We start from the raw sequence: 17,089 nt of genomic DNA on the forward strand, positions 1-17,089 counted from the left end.
TAAGGAGTAGAGATTCCCCGAAAAGCTACGGGGCAGGCATCCACTCCCTCACAAGGCTCTTTTTAAAAAATCAAGGTTGGAATGGCTAATTTCTAGTGCCGATGAACACTTTCAACTTTCCAACAGGAGATTCTTCACTTCGCTAAAGAGTACTATTTAAAAAAAAGGTTGGAGACGCTCCGTTCAGAATGACGCTTAAACCTTCCAACCCATTCTTTGTGCCTCTGTGTCTTTGTGGGAAATAACTTCACCCCTAATTTAAGGACTATTCCTTTGCCCCTCCGCGCCTTGGCGGGAACCTACTTCTTACCTACCTTCTTACTTAAAAGCCGCTATCCCCGTAATCTCCTGCCCCAAGATCAATAAATGTATATCGTGTGTTCCTTCATAAGTAATCACTGATTCAAGGTTCATCATATGCCTCATAATGGGGTATTCTCCTGTGATGCCCATTCCGCCGTGGATCTGACGGGCTTCTCGGGCGATGCCCAAGGCCATGGCTACATTGTTTCTTTTGGCCAGGGAAATATGGGAAGTGGTGGCTTTGCCTTCATTCATCATCTTTCCGAGTTTCCATACCAGTAATTGGGCTTTGGTGATTTCGGTCAACATCTCTGCCAGCTTCTTCTGGATCAATTGGAATGAAGCAATGGGTTTGTCAAACTGTATCCTTTCCAGCGCATACCTTCTTGCGGAATCATAGCAATCCATCGACGCACCCAATGTTCCCCAAGCGATACCATACCTTGCCGAATCCAAACACATTAATGGTGCTCCCAAGCCGGATTTGTTGGGCAAGAGGTTTTCTTTGGGAACTTTCACATTGTCAAAAACCAACTCGCCTGTACAGGAGGCCCGAAGGGACCATTTGTTATGGGTTTCAGGTGTACTGAATCCCTCCATGCCCCTTTCCACGATCAGACCATGAATTCTTCCTTCCTCATTTTTGGCCCATACCACGGCTATGTCCGCTTTTGGTGAATTGGAAATCCACATCTTGGCACCGTTCAAGAGGTAATGGTCACCCATATCCTTGAAGTTAGTCGTCATGCCACTGGGGTTTGAACCATGGTCAGGTTCGGTCAGACCGAAGCAGCCCAACATTTCACCGGAAGCCAATTTGGGTAGGTATTTTTTTCTTTGCTCTTCGGAACCGAATTTATAGATAGGGTACATCACCAATGAACCTTGGACGGAAGCAGTTGACCGCATTCCGGAATCCCCTCTTTCTATTTCCTGCATGATCAGGCCATAGGAGATATAATCCAAACCTCCGCCACCATATTCTTCAGGTATCTGTGGACCAAAAGCGCCAACATCACCGAATTTCTTTACAATTTCATAAGGGAAATGGGCTTTTTGGGCCCAATCTTCTATATAAGGACTGATCTCTTTTTTGACAAAATCACGGATGGATGAACGGATTAGGATGTGTTCCTCCGACAAGAGGTCATCGATCTGATAAAAGTCCACTCCGTCAAACATATCCTGTTTCAATGACTTGTGTACCGTTGCTGTACTTTCCATATACTTTTGGTTTATTGCTAATTTAAATGGATTTTTACAGCCGAAATGCTGCTTTCCCGCCATGAAATAAATAAGAAGGATGGGAAAAAACTACCTATTTGAGCAAAAAATTCGCACATGAGCCCAGTCCAGTACCCAAAAGACGTTTTAGATAAAATAGAGCAACTTCAGGAAAAATTCAAGGCCTCAGGTCAGGACCTGTCCCATTACCTCGAAGGCCTGTTGTATGCTGATTATATGACTTATTGGGATTATATCAACCTTGATATCCTTCTTTCCCTACAACAACCAAGGACATCTTTTAAGGATGAAAAAATTTTTATCATGTACCATCAGATTACTGAGCTTTACTTTAAGCTGATCATTTGGGAATTGGAACAGATCGCAGAAAGGGAACCCATAGATGCCCGGTTTTTTAAAGAAAGATTGGAGAGGGTCAACATGTATTTTGACCAATTGATTTCTTCTTTTGCGGTGATGTGGAAAGGTATGGAAAGGGAGCAGTTTTTGAAATTCAGGATGTCACTGTTGCCTTCAAGTGGATTTCAAAGCGCCCAATACAGGGTCATCGAGATTCTGGCCTGTGATGCCCAACAATTGCTTAACATTGACATCAGGGATCAAATGAAAGAGGAATCAGGTGTCAACAAGTTGTTCGATAACCTTTATTGGCAACATGGGGCAGTGGAATTAGCGACAGGAGAAAAAACCCTGACTTTAAAGACTTTTGAGAAAAAATATGGGTTAAGGCTGAAAGAGTTTATCGAAAATTACAGATCGAATAACATTTGGCAGAAATACCTTTCCTGCACCGAAAAAGACGATGGACTGACCAAATTGATGCAGGATTTTGACCTGAAAGCCAATGTCTACTGGCCCTTGGCCCATTACAAATCAGCCGTCCGCTATCTTCAAAGAGACCCGGTTGACATAGCAGCCACCGGAGGCACCAACTGGCAAAAATACTTACCACCCCGTTTTCAAAAAGTAATCTTCTATCCTGAACTTTGGACTGAAAAGGAAAAGGAAGAGTGGGGGAAAGGTTGGGTGGTGAGGGAGGTTTTTGGGGAAGAATGATGGGTGGTTTACCAAGTACGATGTACAAAGAACCAAGAAGGGAGAAGCAGGAGGCGAGAAGCGAGAACCAAGAATCAATAAACAAGATTGGGTAAGCTGATCTTCGTTCAATTGTGTCAGAAGCTTCTCCTTTGTCATTTCGCCTGCCTGCCGTGGCAGGAACAAAGAGAGAAACCGGTTCCCCGACTTGGGCAAAAGACCTCTCCTGACGTCGAGGTGAAAAGGACAAGTCTATTTATATCTTTTGCATGCAGCTTTTGGTTCAATTGTGTCAATAGCCTTTCCTTGTCATTTCGGTCCCGATGGCTACCGGAAAAGAAATCTTGATTCTTGGCTCTTGGTTCTTGATTCTAAACTCTCGGCTCTCGTTTCTCGCTTCTAACATCTTTTGTCTCACGTCTCACGTCTCAAATCTCACGTCTCATTTCAAAAATGAAAAAAGAAATACAATTACAACTGACTCCTCAGGAAGCGTTTGATGAGGAGATTTTTCGGGAAGTGGCATTGAAGAGATTGGGATTGAAACCCCATGACCCTGATGCTGTTGCAAGGCAGGTGAAAAGGTCGATTGATGCACGTGGGAGGCAAATCAAAGTCAATGTGACCGCAGAAGTTTTTATCAAAGAACCACCAACTCCTTTTATTACTTCTCCAAAGGTTTATCAAAATGTCAGTAATGCTGACCCAATCATTATTGTGGGCGCGGGACCTGCTGGGATGTTTGCGGCGTTAAGGGCCATTGAGTTGGGTGTTAAGCCCATTGTGATTGAAAGGGGTAAAGATGTGCGGGCCAGGAGGCGTGACATTGCAGCGATCAATAAGGAACATATAGTAAATCCTGAATCCAATTATTGCTTTGGTGAAGGGGGGGCGGGAACTTACTCTGATGGGAAATTATATACCCGTTCCAAAAAACGTGGGGACATCCGGAGAATCATGGAAATATTGGTTTCCCATGGCGCAACAGAGGAAATTCTGGTAGATGCCCATCCACATATTGGCACCAATAAACTGCCCATATTGGTGGCCGAGCTTAGGGAAAGTATTCTTCAGGCTGGGGGAGAAGTGCTTTTTGAAACCAAAGTGACTGACCTGATTTTGGAGTCCAATGAAATCAAGGGAGTTATTACGCATGATGGGGAAAGGATATTTGGCCTTGGAGTGATTTTGGCCACGGGACATTCTGCTAGGGATATTTTTCATTTGTTGTACCACAAAAAGATTTTGATAGAAGCCAAACCCTTTGCTTTGGGAGTAAGAATTGAACATGCCCAATCCTTGATTGACAGGATACAATATCATTGCGAAGTGGATAGGGGCCCTTATTTGCCGGCTTCTTCTTATTCACTAGTTCATCAGACCATGTATCAGGGAAAACAGCGTGGCGTATTTTCTTTTTGCATGTGTCCGGGAGGCTTTATTGTTCCGGCGGCCACTTCACCAGGGGAAATTGTAGTAAATGGCATGAGTCCAAGCAGACGGGACAGCAAATTCGCCAATTCCGGGATGGTGGTAGCAGTCGAATTAGAAGATCTCCCACAATATCAAAAATATGGGCCTTTGGCAGCCATGATGTTTCAGGCTGAAGTAGAACAAAGGGCTTGGAAAGCAGGAAGGGAGACCCAGACAGCACCAGCCCAAAGAATGGTTGATTTTACCCAAGGAAAAACCAGTAAAAGTCTATTGGAAAGCTCCTATCAGCCTGGTTTATTGTCGGTAGATATGCATGAAGTTTTACCTGAGTTTATTGCCCTAAGACTGAAACAGGGATTGATTACTTTTGGCCAAAAGATGAAAGGTTACCTCACCAATGATGCCCAAATCATTGGAGTCGAAAGCAGGACTTCCTCTCCTGTAAGGATTCCAAGAGACAAGGAGACTTTCGAACATACCATCATCAAAGGCCTATATCCCTGCGCAGAGGGAGCCGGTTATGCAGGAGGAATTGTCTCAGCCGCTATGGATGGGGAAAGGTGTGCGGAGAAATTGATTGGGAAGGTGAGGGGATAAAAGTTGTGGGTCATTTATGTTATTGACTGTGGTTTTGTGTCAATTGTGACAATGGCCTTTAATTTGTCATTTCGACGGCAGGAGAAATCTATTCCCTTAAAGGTGACCACAGACCTCTCTTGCCGTCGAGGTGACAAGGCAAAGTTTTTTAAAGTAGCTGTCCTTAATTTGATGGAGATATGTCTCTTTATGATTTTTGAACTTGTTATTGGATCGGTTGTGTCAAAGACCAAGAAAGCAATTTGCCTTGTTAATAACTCGTTAATAAGACGTTAATAAATTGTTCAAAAAGATTGGCTCAAAGAGGCTACATTTGTTGTTATGGCGGACAATAAACCTATCGGAAAAGACAGATTAGTTGGAAAAAGAAAACCTGATTTGGGCAGCCCAATGGGAATGGGGAAATTACCTCCTCAGGCCATAGATTTAGAAGAAGCTGTACTCGGTGCCCTCATGTTGGAAAAGGATGCGCTGACAGCGGTAGTAGATATATTGAAACCTGAGAGTTTTTACAAGGAGGCGCATAAGGTTATTTTTTCCGCTATACTCGATCTTTTTTCGGATAGTCAGCCCATAGACTTATTGACTGTCACCAACCAATTGCGGAAAAAAGGGCAATTGGAGATGGCAGGTGGGGCTTTTTTTATTACCGAACTTACATCCAAAGTATCTTCTGCTGCCAATATTGAGTATCACGCCCGAATCATTACTGAACAGTCCATGAAGCGGGAAATCATCAGCATTTCCTCCGAAGTACAGCGTGAGGCCTTTGAAGATACCACGGATGTTTTTGAGCTTTTGGATAAAATGGAACAGTCACTTTTTGAGATTTCCGAAAAAAACATCAGGAAGAACTATTCCGATATGCGCTCCATATTGAAAGAAGCCATCGTTGAATTGGAATCCAAAAAAGGACAGAAAGACGGCTTAACCGGTGTTCCAAGCGGTTTTACCGCTTTGGACAGGGTTACTTCCGGTTGGCAAAAATCAGATTTGGTGATCATTGCAGCAAGACCTGCAATGGGTAAGACGGCCTTTGTACTGTCTGTATTGCGAAATGCAGCAGTGGACCATAACCGGCCTGTTGCTATATTTTCATTGGAGATGTCCTCCATTCAGTTGGTCAACCGATTGATATCTTCAGAAGCTGAACTGGATTCTGAAAAGATCAAAAAAGGAAACCTTGCAGAACATGAATGGCAGCAATTGGTCCATAAAACCACAAAACTTTCCAAGGCACCATTATTCGTCGATGATACTCCGGCGCTATCAATTCTGGAATTAAGGGCAAAATGTAGAAAACTTAAAGCCCAGCATGATATACAAATGATTGTGGTAGATTACCTGCAGTTGATGTCGGGTGATTCCAAATCCGGTGGTGGAGGAAACAGGGAACAGGAGATCGCAAGTATCTCAAGGGCGCTGAAAAAAATCGCAAAGGAATTGAGTGTTCCCGTCATTGCGCTTTCACAGCTTTCCAGGGCTGTGGAAACTAGGGGAGGAGACAAGAGACCGCAACTCTCGGATTTAAGGGAATCAGGTGCGATCGAACAGGATGCGGATATGGTCATGTTCCTTTACCGTCCTGAATACTATGGAATCACCGAAGATGAAGATGGTGCCTCAACGGCAGGAGTTGGTGAAATAATTATTGCCAAGCACAGAAATGGCTCATTGGATAATGTCAAATTGAGGTTTATAGGTAAATACACCAAGTTCACAGACCTTGAAATAAACATGCCATACAAGTCCCAAGATGCACTTTATGGCAGTAAGTTCCCAAGTGGTGCAGGAGGACAGGGTTTTGATTCCAGCAATATGATCAGAGTCCAAAGTAAAGCAAATGGTGGTGATTTTGATGAACCATTCCCAGGTGGTGCGGGAAGCGGTGAGTCGGCACCTTTTTGAGAAGCGAGATTTGAGATGCGAGATGCTAGACCTTTGAGGTTTTTTTCTAACCTCGAAGGTCTTTTTAAGAACCAAGGGTTGAGAGACAAGAGCCAAGAATCAAAGCCTGTCCCGAGTATCGGGGAGGCAAGAACCAAGAACAAAGAATCAAGAGCCAAGACAAGTCTGCAGGTAGGTTTAAGAGTGAGATTCAAAAGGGGAGATTTTAAAAAAAAATGAGCCCAGAAACGAAAGGTAAAGATAAATGCCGTAGGCATGACCGAAACTATAGCCCGGTAATTTATTGCCGGGAAATAAAGATTTCCACATTCCCCAAGTGCCATAGGCACGAACAATATAAAATAGACAAATCTTGGATCGAATTGAGAGATTTTGGGTTTTATAAAAAAACTTCCCAAACTCCTCATCATCCCAACATCCTTACCTCCCAACTTCACTACCTCTTAACTTCCCTACCTCCTAACTTCCATACTTCCATACTTCCAAACCTCCCAACCCTTGAAAGCAATAACCCTCAACCTCCAATTACCTGATAAAATTGAAATCAGCGACATAGAACTTTCTGAAATTAGTTCAAATGAAGTGCTTGTACGGGTAAAGGCAGCGGCATTGAACCATAGGGATGAATGGTGCAGGCAGGGTTTGTATCCCAATCTGAAGAATGGAGTGGTATTGGGTTCAGATGGTGCAGGCATCATCACAGAGGTCAGTGCAGAGGTGGATCCATCCTGGATTGGGAAGGAAGTCATCATCAATCCTGCCATGAATTGGGGTGTTGACCAAAGGGTGCAATCCAAAGATTTTAAAATATTGGGAATGCCGGATAATGGTATCTTGGCTGAATATGTAAAAGTACCCGCAGATAGAGTTCATCTTAAGCCAAGCCATCTGAACTGGGCTGAATCCGCAGCTTTACCTTTGGGAGGATTGACGGCCTACAGGGCTGTTTGTGTGCAGGGGCAGATAAATGAAGGGGATAAGATTTTGGTAACCGGTTTTGGTGGGGGAGTGGCCCAATTCGCAGTTCAGTTTGCATTGGCGAATGGTGCTGAGGTTTACGTGAGCAGTAGCAGAACTGAGAAAATCGAAAAAGCAAAGGAATTAGGTGTACAAAATGGATTTGACTACACAGACGAAAATTGGCCTGATAAGGCATTGGAAGAGACCGCAGGTTTTGACCTGATCATTGATAGTGCCATGGGTGATACGCTTGACAATTTGATAAAGGTGATCAAGCCGGGAGGTAGAATTGTTTTTTATGGCGCAACCAAGGGCAATCCAAAAGGATTTCAGGCAAGGAAGGTATTTTGGAATCAGATCCAATTGATCGGAAGTACCATGGGAAGTGATCTTGATTTTGAGCGGATGTTGGAACTGGTAAAGGAAAAAAAGATTGTTCCGGTCATTGACCGGGTATTTGAATTGGAAGATACTGTCCAAGCCTTTGACCGGATGAAAGAAGGATTGCAGACCGGGAAGATTGTGGTGCAGATTGAGAAATGATGTAATCTTTGCCATTGTGAGTACCTCCACTCACATTAAGCTCTCTCTGAAAAAGTAAGTTTTACTAAAATTTCAGGCATTAGACCTCTCTCCCGTACTACTGTCGGGATCGAGGTGACAAGGATAAGCTTTTGCTGGTCTTGAATGTGGTATTTTGGTACAATTGTGAGGTTGGCCTTTCCTTGTCATTTCGACCGTAGGGAGAAATCTGTTCTGCCCTGAAGGTTAAAAATAAGTGTCACTCACAACTTAGTGTCTCTGCACTTCATATGAAAAAACCATAATTTGAAAACAGATCATCATGCTAAACCCGAATTTAAAGCGGGAAATCTTATATCAAAACAGGTTATATATCAATTGATGCCCTCTTCGGTCTTCCGACTTCCGTCTTCCCTACCTACGGCAGGCAGGCGTCCCGGAAAACAAAGAAAATAAGGTGTTTAGAAATATTTCTGATAACCCAAATTTCAATCCAGATCATTTTCAAACAGAAAGTTCTGATAACTGTTTTTCAATTCTTTGAGGGTTTTTTCATCATTTTGGACTTCTGCTAACCTGATTCCATTTTCATAAATCTCCTTGGCTTTTTCAATTTCTCCCAAATCATTAAAAAATGCTGCTGCATGAAAATAGGTGGGAAGGTAAACCAAATGTTCAGTCAAGAGTTTATCAAAGTAAGCTGCCGCATTTTCAGGATCACTGTTTTGATTTTCTAAAGCCAGGGCGTACCAATTAAAAGGATTTTCCGGTTCCTGTTCTGCAAAGACTTTAAGCATTTCGATGCGGGACAATTTGCTCATGAATTCTTTTTTTAATTATGGCCTTATGACTAAATTCACGCAACTTAAAAAAAAATAACCTAAATATATATAATGAAGATTCTAGTTTGTATTACTCATGTTCCGGATACCACATCCAAAATCCAGTTTACTGACAACAATACCAAGTTTGACAAAAATGGGGTTCAGTTTATCATTGGCCCCTATGATGACTATGCGTTGGCAAGGGCGGTTGAACTGAAAGACCAACTTGGTGCCAGTCTTACAGTGCTGAATGTCGGAGAGGCCGAAACGGAACCAACTTTGAGAAAAGCTTTGGCAATAGGGGCAGATGATGCCATCCGGGTAAATGCTTTTCCAAAGGACTCACTTTTTGTGGCCAATCAAATTGCATCTATCGCAAAAGAAAACGGATACGACCTGATCATGATGGGAAGAGAGTCAATTGACTTCAATGGAGGAATGGTGCACGGAATGGTGGGTGAGCTATTGGGAATGCCTTCTATTTCCCCGGTCATGAAATTGGAAGTTGAGGGAGATACAGTGAAAATGGCGAGAGAAATCGAAGGTGGAAAGGAATACCTTGAGGCTAAATTACCTTTGATCGCAGGATGTCAGGAACCTATTGCAGAGTGGAAAATACCGAATATGAGAGGCATTATGTCTGCAAGGACCAAACCATTACAAGTGGTGGAAGCCAGTGGAGATGGAGCCAATACCGAGGTCACTGCCTATCAATTGCCCCCGGCAAAAGGTTCGGTGAAATTGGTGGACAAAGACAATGTGCCTGAGTTGGTCAGACTCCTCAAAAATGAAGCAAAAGTGCTTTAATCAATTATAGTTAACCATTTGAAATAAAAGATATTATGTCAGTATTAGTATATATAGAACATGCGGAAGGTTCCGTGAAAAAAACAAGTTTGGAAGCTGTCTCTTATGGCAAAGCCCTTTCAGATAAACTGTCTTTAGGAGATGTGACAGCTGTTGCTTTGGGATCAATTTCCGCAGATGAATTGGCAAAAGCCGGTAATGCCGGAGCTTCAAAAGTCATCCATGTCAATGACAGCAAGTTGAATGATGGTATCATTCAGGCACATGCAGATGCAGTGGCACAAGTATATAATCAAGTGGATGCCGGAACTTTGGTATTGGCCAAGTCCTCTTTGGGAGATGCAGTAGCGGCAAGACTTGCTGTGAAATTAAATGCGGCTCTTGTTTCCAATGTAGTGGAATTGCCGGATAATTCATCAGGATATAAAGTCAAAAGGAGTATCTATACAGGGAAAGCATTTGCCGAAACAATAGTAACTGCCGACCATAAAATACTTGCTGTCAGAAAAAATGCCGTAGATCTTAAAACCGACGGAGATGCAGCTCAGGTTGAAGAGATCACATTAAATATAGGCGATGCTAATTTTGCCACAAAAATCACTTCCACCGATAAAGCCACAGGAGAGGTATTATTGCCTGAGGCTGACATTGTAGTATCAGGGGGAAGGGGCATGAAAGGTCCTGAAAATTGGGGCATGATTGAAGACTTGGCCAAAGAACTTGGGGCAGCTACAGGCTGTTCAAAGCCGGTTTCTGATATAGGTTGGAGACCTCATCATGAGCATGTAGGTCAGACGGGAGTAAAAGTTGCCCCTACTTTGTATATAGCAGTTGGAATTTCGGGTGCTATTCAACATCTTGCGGGTGTAAATTCATCAAAATTCATTGTTGTAATCAATAAAGACCCTGAAGCACCATTCTTTAAAGCAGCTGATTATGGGATTGTTGGAGATGCATTTGAAATATTACCCAAACTAACTGAAGCTATCAAAGCCCAAAAATAATTTCTGTGGACCATACTATCGAATTAGAAATTCTTGGATTATCATCAAATCATTCCCAATCAGGGTCATTCACCTTGGTAATGGGAGAGGTGGGGGGTAGTAGGAGACTTCCTATCGTCATTGGCATGTTTGAAGCACAGGCAATTGCCATTGAGATAGAGAAAATCATCCCCAACCGTCCGATGACCCATGATCTTTTCAAGTCTTTTTCCTCCAATTTTAATTTTTCGATTGACCAAATATTGGTGTCTGACATGAGAGAAGGAGTGTTTTATGCAAAGATCATTTGTAAAAGTCCCTCCAAAACCGTGGAGATAGATGCCAGGCCTTCTGATGCCATAGCCATAGCAGTCAGGTTTGATGCACCTATTTATTGTGTTTCAAAAGTGATGTCAGAAGCTGCCATTGAGTTCAATGAAGAAGAGGAACGGAAAGAACAACAGAAACAGGTCAAACCAAGTAGGTCGGGCAGTACCCCTTCCCGCAGTTCCGATTCTCTAAAGGATTTCAGTTTGGATAAATTGAACCAAATGCTTGACAAGGCCATCAATAATGAAGATTATGAAAGGGCTGCCAGGATACGGGATGAGATAAACAGAAGAAACTGATACAAAAGCCCGGTATAAGCCGGGCTTTCTTCTTGGGTGGTGGAAATGGATTTGATTTTTGGATTACCCGATCAAAAACTATTTAAAAAAAATATAATTAATCTTTATTTTGGATGGATTACTTTAGAGGTCTGATAGGTATACTTGCCCTTCTTGGAGTGGCCCTGATTTTTTCTTCTGACAGAAAAAGAGTGGATTGGAGATTGGTGGGAATAGGTGTGATACTTCAGACGATATTTGGCTTTTTGATCACCAAGGTTGAGTTTGTTGCAAGAATATTTGCTTTTGTTAGTAGGGGGTTTGTCAAATTTCTGAGTTTTTCGGCTGATGGGGCCACTTTTATTTTCGGTGACCTGGCCACGGATTCCTTTGGATTTATTTTTGCGTTTCAGGTTTTGCCTACCATAATTTTCTTTTCTACAGTATCTGCCGGATTATATTATTTGGGAGTACTACAAAAAGTGGTATTTGTTATCGCTTGGGTAATGGCCCGAACGATGCGGCTTTCGGGGCCTGAAAGTCTATCCGCTGCCGGCAATATATTTTTGGGACAGACAGAGGCCCCTTTGCTGGTAAGGCCTTTTATTCCCACCATGTCAAGGTCTGAATTGATGTGTCTGATGACAGGTGGTATGGCCACTATTGCCGGAGGTGTGCTGGCAGGGTATGTGGCATTCCTGGGAGGGGACAGTCTGGCCGAACAAAGCCGGTTTGCGGCTTATCTTCTTGGTGCGAGTATCATGAATGCCCCGGCAGCCATAGTCATGTCCAAAATCATGATTCCCGAAACGGATAAAGAAATTGTCAATGATAAGCTTGAGGTAAGTGGCGAAAATATGGGTGTAAACCTGATTGATGCCATGTCCATTGGAGCTTCGGAAGGTTTAAAACTTGCCTTGAATGTAGGTGGGATGTTGTTGGCCTTTATTGCGGTGATCGCTGCCCTTAACTTTATACTTTCAGGTTTGATCGGAGAATATACCGGACTTAATAAACTGGTGGTTTCATCCACTGGCGGACAATTTTCAGGATTTTCACTTGAATATATCCTCGGTCAGGTTTTTAGGGTATTTGCCTGGATAATTGGAGTGGAATGGAGTGAAACCCTGCAAGTGGGTTCTTTATTGGGCCAAAAGACCGTTATAAATGAGTTTGTGGCCTATTTGAGTTTGGCGGAAATGAAAGCGGCTGACATGCTGTCAGCCAAATCCATTGTGATATCTACCTATGCTTTATGTGGTTTTTCAAACTTCAGTTCCATTGCCATTCAGGTTGGTGGAATCGGTAGCATCGCACCCAACCAACAGGGCAATCTTTCCAGACTGGGAATGCGGGCTTTAATGGCAGCAACCTTAGCCTGTTTGATGACTGCCACTATTGCCGGGGCATTATTCTGAAATTTGGCCTTCCAAAATCACGATTTTTTCAATTTTGTCCCCTTGACGTATAAGGTCAATGACTTCAAGTCCTTCTACAACCTTACCAAAACAGGTATGTTTTCTGTCCAAGTGGCTGGTATTGTCTCTGCTGTGACAGATAAAGAATTGGGAACCACCGGTATTTTTACCTGCATGGGCCATAGAAAGGACACCACGGTCATGATATTGATTATCTCCGTCCAATTCACAATCAATTTTGTAACCTGGTCCACCTGTACCATTTCCAACAGGACAACCTCCCTGAATAACGAAATTCGGTAATACCCGATGGAAGGTCAGTCCATCATAAAATCCTTTTTTTGAAAGTGTCTTAAAGTTTTCAACTGCCTTAGGGGCATCATTGTCATAAAACTCTACTTTCATCGTACCTTTTTCGGTGTGTATTTCTGCTTTGCTCATAAAATTTAATTTTGTCCAAAAGTAATAAATCTATTTTGGAGCATCTCCAATTCATGGTAATAAAAAAAGGAGTACCTAAGTACTCCCGGTATTTGGGTTTATGTAATTCTAAAGGATTAATTGACTAAAACTGCGGTGCTCCTGCCAGGATATCTGCTGTGGCAAAATCCCGGTATTTTTCAAAATTTATAATGAATGCGGTTCCCAGTTCCCTGGCTTTCTTATCATAAGCCTCTTTGTCTTCCCAGGTCGCCCTTGGACTCAGGACATGGTCAGGGACATTTGGACAGAATTCCGGTATGGATACTCCAAAAACACTATGCTTGCGATAGTTGACATCATTCAGTTTGCCTTCCAACGCGGCTGTAATCATGGCACGGGTGTATTTAAGTTTCATTCTAGATCCAATACCATAAGGACCACCTGTCCACCCTGTATTGATCAGCCAAACGTTGACATGGTGTTTTTCTATTTTCTCACCAAAAAGGGTGGCATATTCTGTAGGATGTAAAGGAAGGAATGCAGCGCCAAAACATGCGGAAAAGGTTGTTTTTGGCTCTGTCACGCCCACTTCCGTGCCGGCTACTTTGGCAGTGTAGCCGGAAATAAAATGGTACATCGCCTGACTTTTGTTCAATTTGGAAATCGGCGGTATGACTCCGAATGCATCAGCGGTCAGGAAAAAGATATTTTTTGGAATTCCGGCAATGGAAGGGACAATGGCATTTTTGATATGGTCAATCGGATAGGAAGTCCGGGTATTTTCTGTGACCTCTTCATTTTGATAATCTACCGTTCTCGTGCCGGGGTAAAACCTTGTGTTTTCTACAATAGCACCAAATTTGATGGCATCCCAAATTTCGGGTTCTTTCTCCCTTGTTAGGTCAATGACTTTGGCATAACAGCCACCTTCAAAATTGAAAACAGAATCTTCATTCCAGCCGTGTTCATCATCCCCGATCAAACTCCTGTCAGGATCTGCGGAAAGGGTCGTCTTCCCCGTGCCTGAAAGACCAAAGAAAACTGCTGTGTCTCCTTTCTTACCAACATTGGCTGAACAGTGCATGGATAATACCTGATGCTGATGCGGCAATGTATAATTCAAAACAGAAAATATTCCTTTTTTCATTTCACCTGCATAGGCAGTGCCACCAATCAATAAAATACTTCTTGTGAGATTTATTACTGCAAAATTTTCCTGGCGGGTGCCGTCTGTTTCCGGATCGGCTTTGAATTCGGGAGCACAAATAATGGTGAAATCAGATCTAAAATTTAATAGCTCTTCTTCAGATGGTTTTAAAAACATATTGTAGCAGAACATATTGTGCCATGCCAAAGTATTCACAATCCGTAAATTGAGCCGGTAATTCGGATCTGCCCCTGCATAGGCTTCCCTGACATAAAGATTTTTGTTACAGATGAATCTGACCATCTTATCATACAGGAGATCAAATTTTTCTTCCTCAAGTGGGATATTGATATCTCCCCACCAAACCGTGTTTTCAGTTTCATGGTCTTTCACAATGAACCGGTCTTTTGGCGACCGCCCTGTAAACTCTCCTGTATCAGCCATTAAAGCTCCGGAATCTGTGAGACTTCCTTCTTTGTTGAACAATGCATGTTCGACCAATTCAGTTGGACTAAGATTCCAAAAAACTTTTCCCTTGGTCTCAAATCCAAGATCACATGAGCTTTTTATATCAGCTTTGATTTCGGGTACTTGTACACTCATATAAATTTTATTTGGGATAATATTCTGGGTCAAAGATATATAATATTCAATAACCTAAAACATAAAAAGCCCTTTTTTTGATCGTACAATCGATTACGAAGATGATTTTTGCAAAATAAGTATAGCTATAAAATCCTATTGGCTAATCGGTTGAAATATTCGGTTTATTTCACTTAAACCAATATTTATCGATCTCATCCACTTCGCAACAAAGTATGGTACAATTTGAAAAATTCTATTATCATTGTAAATCTTTGGTAAAAATTTAACCTCTAATCACTAAAATTTTGGAAAGCAATTCTGAAAATACCTCAGGTTTCAAACAGATTGATTTGTTTGATGGTCCCACCATGTTTGGTCATCCAAAAGGTTTAATGACCTTATTTTTTACAGAAATGTGGGAAAGGTTCAGTTATTATGGCATGCGTGCACTTTTGATTCTGTTTATGACCACAGCCATTATTGATGGTGGTCTTGGTTTTGATGACAAAACTTCCGGTGCCATCTATGGTCTTTACACTATGGGTGTTTATTTGTTGGCATTGCCAGGAGGTTGGTTTGCAGATAGGTTGTTTGGATTGAAAAAATCTGTCTGGTATGGTGGGATAATCATAGCTATTGGGCATTTTACGATGGCACTTCCCGGGCTGATGCAATTATTAGGGGAGACTTCTGCAGCCAAGGAGTCCCTTTCTTCCTTAGAAACCAATTCTTTTTTCCTGGGCCTTATCCTGATTACAGTTGGGACAGGATTATTGAAACCCAATATAAGTTCGATTGTAGGGCAATTGTATCCTGTAGGAAGCAGCAAAAGAGATGCGGGATTCTCCATTTTCTACATGGGAATCAATATTGGAGCCCTAATTGCGCCGATCGCCTGTAGTACCATGGCAATATATGATTGGCATCTTGGTTTTGGCCTTGCTGGATTGGGAATGGTCTTCGGTCTCATCCAATATAAGATGTCAGCAAAGAGTCTCGAAGGTTATGGAGAGGATATTCAATTGTTGACAGAAAAAGATATTAGGGAAAGGGGACGTCTAAAAAGAATTTTGTTAGGAATAGGGGCGGTTATTCTCTTGGTGCTGACCAACGTATTTATGGGTTTCATACCTATAAATGTATCTGCCATTGCAGGGGCATCAGGTACTATCATAGCCATTGTAGCAGGTGTATATTTAGGCTATGTGATTCTATTTGGTGGTCTGAGTCTGGATGACAGGAAAAAAGTCGGGGTAATAGCAATTCTGTTTTTGTTTTCAGCACTATTTTGGTCAGGTTTTGAACAAGCTGGATCTACACTCAATCTTTTTGCTGAGCGCTTCACTGATAGGACTATTTTTGGATGGGAAATTCCCGCAGGTTATTTTCAGTCGGTCAACTCCATGTTCATCATTATTTTTGCACCTTTCTTTGGTGCCATGTGGGTTTGGTTGGGCAGAAGAAATCTTGAACCAAGTTCTCCCTTAAAGTTTGCAATGGGACTATTATTGTTGGGCATGGGATTTTTGGTGATGTATTTTGCTGCTAAAATAGCCGCTTCAGGTGAATTGGCTGCCCCTACCTGGCTGATCTTTACTTATATGCTGCATACATTCGGTGAATTGAGTTTGAGCCCGGTTGGGCTGAGTCTGGTGACCAAGCTCGCTCCTGCAAAATATGGAGGACAGATGATGGGGATATGGTTCCTGTCTGTCTCTTTGGGTAATCTATTCGCAGGTCTGATTGCAGGAGAAGCAAGCGGGGGAACTGAAGAAGCTTTGGCCCAAATGCCTTCCCAATATCAAATCATTGTATTGACTGCTGTTGGTGCCGGGGTATTGCTGCTCTTGTTGAGCAAGCCGATAAGGAGGCTGATGGGAAATGTACATTAAAAAAGAAAGAGGTCATTGAGACCTCTTTTTTATTTACTTTTGTTATTTTTTTGTTTCTTTTGGGGGATTGGTACTTCTTAAATCTATGGCAGTCAAACCCGCCCCCAAACCTATCAGGATGCAAACGATCAATAAAAAGAGCTGTGCTCCAGAAGCGATTGGTGAACTGAAAATTTCTAATAGCATATCTTGATTGTTTTAATGTCTCAAATTCTCCGAAAGATAATACAGATCCCATAGAGGACAAAATTTGTCATAAAAAAACAGGAAGCAAAAAAAATCACTTCCTGTCCTGCTACTTTAATTCCGATCAATCAATTTCATCGTCGAATTCATCAAAGTCATCATCGTCAAAGTCATCGTCGGCATCTTCATCGAAATCGACAAAGTTGTCGTCA

The 17,089-nt window shown here is 42.3% G+C and carries 14 protein-coding genes; 9 read left to right on the forward strand and 5 right to left on the reverse strand.

Annotated features, from left to right (window positions below; all coding sequences use genetic code 11):
* Positions 1 to 318 precede the first annotated feature (318 nt).
* The gene (locus ACEW8O_RS05005; protein WP_373493523.1) at positions 319 to 1,527 is read right to left on the reverse strand and encodes an acyl-CoA dehydrogenase family protein; all 1,209 of its coding nucleotides are present in this window, start codon (positions 1,525 to 1,527) and stop codon (positions 319 to 321) included.
* 117 nt (positions 1,528 to 1,644) lie between these two features.
* Between ACEW8O_RS05005 and ACEW8O_RS05010 the strand changes: the two genes are divergently transcribed.
* The 4 genes from ACEW8O_RS05010 to ACEW8O_RS05025 all read left to right on the forward strand — a co-directional run bounded on the left by ACEW8O_RS05010 (position 1,645) and on the right by ACEW8O_RS05025 (position 8,025).
* Positions 1,645 to 2,604, forward strand: coding sequence for a tryptophan 2,3-dioxygenase family protein (locus ACEW8O_RS05010; RefSeq protein ID WP_373493524.1), 960 nt, complete (start codon positions 1,645 to 1,647; stop codon positions 2,602 to 2,604).
* A 432-nt stretch (positions 2,605 to 3,036) separates the two neighbouring features.
* Complete coding sequence (locus ACEW8O_RS05015) at positions 3,037 to 4,614, forward strand: FAD-dependent protein (RefSeq protein WP_373493525.1); 1,578 nt, start codon at positions 3,037 to 3,039, stop codon at positions 4,612 to 4,614.
* Between the two features lie 321 nt (positions 4,615 to 4,935).
* Positions 4,936 to 6,522, forward strand: coding sequence for a replicative DNA helicase (gene dnaB / locus ACEW8O_RS05020; RefSeq protein WP_373493526.1), 1,587 nt, complete (start codon positions 4,936 to 4,938; stop codon positions 6,520 to 6,522).
* Between the two features lie 498 nt (positions 6,523 to 7,020).
* Positions 7,021 to 8,025, forward strand: coding sequence for a zinc-binding alcohol dehydrogenase family protein (locus tag ACEW8O_RS05025; protein WP_373493527.1), 1,005 nt, complete (start codon positions 7,021 to 7,023; stop codon positions 8,023 to 8,025).
* 467 nt (positions 8,026 to 8,492) lie between these two features.
* Here the strand turns inward: ACEW8O_RS05025 and ACEW8O_RS05030 are convergent, their stop codons facing one another.
* The gene (locus ACEW8O_RS05030) at positions 8,493 to 8,825 is read right to left on the reverse strand and encodes a tetratricopeptide repeat protein (RefSeq protein WP_373493528.1); all 333 of its coding nucleotides are present in this window, start codon (positions 8,823 to 8,825) and stop codon (positions 8,493 to 8,495) included.
* Positions 8,826 to 8,897: 72 nt separating this feature from the next.
* Between ACEW8O_RS05030 and ACEW8O_RS05035 the strand changes: the two genes are divergently transcribed.
* From ACEW8O_RS05035 to ACEW8O_RS05050, 4 genes are all read left to right on the forward strand, one after another.
* Positions 8,898 to 9,635 carry an electron transfer flavoprotein beta subunit/FixA family protein gene (locus tag ACEW8O_RS05035; protein WP_373493529.1) on the forward strand — a complete coding sequence of 246 codons (738 nt, stop codon included), beginning with the start codon at positions 8,898 to 8,900 and terminating at the stop codon, positions 9,633 to 9,635.
* 35 nt (positions 9,636 to 9,670) lie between these two features.
* Positions 9,671 to 10,639, forward strand: a complete 969-nt coding sequence (locus ACEW8O_RS05040) for an electron transfer flavoprotein subunit alpha/FixB family protein (RefSeq protein WP_373493530.1) — start codon at positions 9,671 to 9,673, stop codon at positions 10,637 to 10,639.
* A 5-nt stretch (positions 10,640 to 10,644) separates the two neighbouring features.
* Positions 10,645 to 11,247: a bifunctional nuclease domain-containing protein gene (locus tag ACEW8O_RS05045; RefSeq protein WP_373493531.1), complete on the forward strand. Its 603-nt coding sequence runs from the start codon at positions 10,645 to 10,647 to the stop codon at positions 11,245 to 11,247.
* Positions 11,248 to 11,360: 113 nt separating this feature from the next.
* The gene (locus ACEW8O_RS05050) at positions 11,361 to 12,644 is read left to right on the forward strand and encodes a NupC/NupG family nucleoside CNT transporter (RefSeq protein WP_373493532.1); all 1,284 of its coding nucleotides are present in this window, start codon (positions 11,361 to 11,363) and stop codon (positions 12,642 to 12,644) included.
* On the opposite strand, the gene ACEW8O_RS05055 is transcribed toward ACEW8O_RS05050, so the two are convergent.
* Complete coding sequence (locus ACEW8O_RS05055) at positions 12,636 to 13,085, reverse strand: peptidylprolyl isomerase (RefSeq protein WP_373493533.1); 450 nt, start codon at positions 13,083 to 13,085, stop codon at positions 12,636 to 12,638. The genes ACEW8O_RS05050 and ACEW8O_RS05055 overlap by 9 nt on opposite strands.
* A gap of 124 nt (positions 13,086 to 13,209) precedes the next feature.
* The gene (pckA, locus tag ACEW8O_RS05060) at positions 13,210 to 14,817 is read right to left on the reverse strand and encodes a phosphoenolpyruvate carboxykinase (ATP) (protein WP_373493534.1); all 1,608 of its coding nucleotides are present in this window, start codon (positions 14,815 to 14,817) and stop codon (positions 13,210 to 13,212) included.
* A 350-nt stretch (positions 14,818 to 15,167) separates the two neighbouring features.
* On the opposite strand from pckA, the gene ACEW8O_RS05065 reads away from it, so the two are divergent.
* On the forward strand, positions 15,168 to 16,691 hold the full coding sequence (locus ACEW8O_RS05065; RefSeq protein ID WP_373493536.1) for a peptide MFS transporter: 1,524 nt from the start codon (positions 15,168 to 15,170) through the stop codon (positions 16,689 to 16,691).
* A gap of 42 nt (positions 16,692 to 16,733) precedes the next feature.
* Here ACEW8O_RS05065 and ACEW8O_RS05070 read toward each other — a convergent pair whose 3' ends face one another.
* Positions 16,734 to 16,877, reverse strand: a complete 144-nt coding sequence (locus ACEW8O_RS05070) for a hypothetical protein (RefSeq protein WP_373493535.1) — start codon at positions 16,875 to 16,877, stop codon at positions 16,734 to 16,736.
* Positions 16,878 to 17,089: the final 212 nt, after the last annotated feature.

The organism is Aquiflexum sp., assembly GCF_041749095.1.
GTDB lineage: Bacteria > Bacteroidota > Bacteroidia > Cytophagales > Cyclobacteriaceae > Aquiflexum.